The organism is Leptospira inadai serovar Lyme str. 10, from assembly GCF_000243675.2.
GTDB classification, from domain to species: domain Bacteria; phylum Spirochaetota; class Leptospiria; order Leptospirales; family Leptospiraceae; genus Leptospira_B; species Leptospira_B inadai.
This window is the reverse complement of record NZ_AHMM02000013.1, coordinates 1-2,500: the sequence shown is the minus strand read 5'-3', so window position 1 is coordinate 2,500 and position 2,500 is coordinate 1. Positions and strand designations below refer to the sequence as shown.

Below are 2,500 nucleotides of genomic sequence, written 5' to 3'. Positions count from 1 at the left end.
TTTCCTATGTCTCAGTTAGTTTTCTTCTTTTGGTAAAAGCGAGCCGGAGGGTCAATACCTACCGGCTTTTTTTATATGTTCCGATCATTGCAATAGTTTAGATATTCACATTGAATGCATTTGGAAGGAGAGGTGGATACGTAAGGTAGCAAGGGTATATTCATAACTTCATTTATATTTTGATAAGTCGCTTTTACCATTTCACGAATATCTTTGGATAGATGAATTTCCCAAACTTTTACTCTATCTCCATAAAGTAGAAAAGACCTCTTTATTTCCTTGCCCTCCATTTCCTCTAAACAAACAGAATACGCTCCTAATTGAAGCAGCGCACTCTTGCCCGGCTTTGATGTCGAAGATTTGAATTCGATAGGAATTAATTCATTTTGAGTTCGTATTAGTCCGTCTAACACTCCGAAAAATCCAAAACTGGATCTTACAGGTACATCTAAATCCAGTTTTCCATTTAGGTATTTAAGAACTTTTGGCAGTTTCTTTTTAAGAGTAATGTTTCTTTTTTCGTGCTTTTCTTTACCTTGCTCGACCCAGAGAGGGTAGGTAGGACTTATATGCTTAAGCTCTCGAAAAAATACGATTCTCGGACAAAAGGCAAACTGCCTAAACATATTAATAGGAATCTCCGCATTCATTTCACACTACCATCTGGACATTTTCTTCGAATCGTTCCAGTTCGAGATCTGAGTATCCGATCAAAATGGACTTTGCGTTTGATGCCATGTTGACATCCATAACAAGGACTCTATCCGAAATTTTTAATTCGTACTTATTATGAATATTATGAAGGATTGCTTTCTTTTCAGCGAGAATGACCCATCCCCAGTAAACCGATTTTTGGATTGATACTAATCCGAAATCTTTGAGCATATCAGCTACTTGTCTTCTCGTTTTATTAGATTCTATGTCATAACATACTAAGAGTTCTATAAAGTTTTTCATTTGAACCTACCATTTGAATAAGATCGGTCTGTATGAGGATCGCTGATAAAATACTCCGCATAATCGATAAATCTGTCGTTGAAGGATGACTTCGATGTGCAGTTTTTTTCCTTTATAAGGATGAATACTCTCAAAGGCCTTTTGAACGCCCGATATAACAAGTTTTCTTGCTTCTTCAGAGATCCTTTCCGTGCCTATTAAATGACTTTTCAAAGTGAGAACGACGCGATCCACCATCCATGGTCTATATTCTTCAATTAAATCTAAAATAAGGGCCGGTTTTCCAGGGCGATCCGTATGTATAACTCCCGCATAAGGTTCAAGACCAGCTAGATGAACAGCATTCCAGATATATGTTTCTAAAATTGCATATCCTAAATTTAGTGCCTGGTTGATAGAGTCGCCAGCTCCTCTTCCTATTCTTCCTTTGAAAGAATCTCCAAAATATATATCGTGTTTAAGAGTATTCCAATAAAGGGAGGCAGCACTACCTTCATAGCCTAACAGAGTAGATCGCCAATCATTTTCACTATTAAAGGCGAGTATGGATTTTGTTATGCTATCTAAAGAGATTAAAACTTTCTCCAACCAATCTACATCAACGCCTTTCTTTTTCTGGTACTTGGCAAAGTATTGGAGGACCGCTTTTTGGTTCTTAACTTTTCCATAAAGTATAAGTTTAGCAAGATCCTTGCAATAAGGTCGATCTACATAGTCTAACTGCTTTTTTCTTAATTGAACAACGGCATGTTCATGTGATCCGGATAATTGAGATATATAGCGACCGTTCCAATCGCAGATGTAGATTGGAATTCCCCTTTTGAAAGATAACGTTCTAAATATTTCGCACATTTATAGATAAAAAGAAAGGCTCTCCTAACCGATTGAGATTGTAAGCAAACAAATTTCAAGAAGAGGAGAACCCCCCATGAGGGCAGAAGAAGATAAAAGCCACCTGAAAGTAATCCAAGTGGATGAGACCCAACTCAAGAAGGACTTGAGTGAACTCGTAAGAGGTTCAGTCGAAGAAACGCTGAATGCTCTTTTAGATGAGGAGGCAGATAAACTCTGCCAAGCCTCGAAGTATGAAAGAAATCCAGATCGAGTAGATACCCGAGCCGGATCTTATAATAGAAACTTCGAAACAAAAGCCGGAAAAGTAAAGTTAAAAGTTCCTAAACTTAGAACAATTCCGTTCGAGTCTGCGATCATCGAAAGATACAAACGTCGAGAGAGTTCTGTAGAAGAAGCGTAAGCGCCTAATCGAGCGCAGGTATAGCGAGTTGCGGCAGATCCTGATAAGAAAGACTCCTCGGCTCGCTTTCCCAAGAGGTAAATAGATCCCGCAAATACGCATAAGGATCGACTCCCGCGAGCTTTGCAATTTGAACTAAAGAATAAAATCCTGCACTTGCAGTCGCTCCTTCCGGGCAGCCAGAGAAGAGCCAATTTTTTCTTCCGATCACAAAAGGACGAATATCATTCTCGACCAGATTTGTATCTAATTGCAATTCCGGACGATCCAAAAAGATAAGCAGTTTTT

The 2,500-nt window shown here is 38.7% G+C and carries 4 protein-coding genes and 1 pseudogene; 1 reads left to right on the top strand and 4 read right to left on the bottom strand.

The features are described from left to right. Positions 1–71: 71 nt before the first annotated feature. Genes cas4 through cas1 form a run of 3 tightly spaced genes read right to left on the bottom strand, consistent with a single transcriptional unit; the run spans position 72 to position 1,809 of the window. Positions 72–626 (bottom strand): CRISPR-associated protein Cas4, encoded by a 555-nt coding sequence (gene cas4, locus LEP1GSC047_RS03635; protein ID WP_020988229.1) that lies wholly within the window; start codon positions 624–626, stop codon positions 72–74. Between the two features lie 25 nt (positions 627–651). After that, positions 652–957 (bottom strand): CRISPR-associated endonuclease Cas2, encoded by a 306-nt coding sequence (gene cas2 / locus LEP1GSC047_RS20780; protein WP_081654347.1) that lies wholly within the window; start codon positions 955–957, stop codon positions 652–654. Positions 958–963: 6 nt separating this feature from the next. Continuing rightward, complete coding sequence (gene cas1, locus LEP1GSC047_RS03625) at positions 964–1,809, bottom strand: CRISPR-associated endonuclease Cas1 (protein ID WP_010420339.1); 846 nt, start codon at positions 1,807–1,809, stop codon at positions 964–966. A 76-nt stretch (positions 1,810–1,885) separates the two neighbouring features. Between cas1 and LEP1GSC047_RS03620 the strand changes: the two are divergent. After that, a pseudogene (locus LEP1GSC047_RS03620) lies at positions 1,886–2,209 on the top strand (transposase); the annotation flags it as partial. 7 nt (positions 2,210–2,216) lie between these two features. On the opposite strand, the gene LEP1GSC047_RS03615 reads toward LEP1GSC047_RS03620, so the two are convergent. Then, a partial coding sequence (locus LEP1GSC047_RS03615; protein ID WP_039934066.1) for an IS66 family transposase occupies positions 2,217–2,500 on the bottom strand: 284 nt, incomplete at its 5' end.

Bases quoted from the DNA above. Each gene is read 5' to 3' on its own strand.
- cas4 (WP_020988229.1), bottom strand. From the start codon at position 626: ATGTTTAGGCAGTTTGCCTTTTGTCCGAGAATCGTATTTTTTCGAGAG.
- cas2 (WP_081654347.1), bottom strand. From the start codon at position 957: ATGAAAAACTTTATAGAACTCTTAGTATGTTATGACATAGAATCTAAT.
- cas1 (WP_010420339.1), bottom strand. From the start codon at position 1,809: ATGTGCGAAATATTTAGAACGTTATCTTTCAAAAGGGGAATTCCAATC.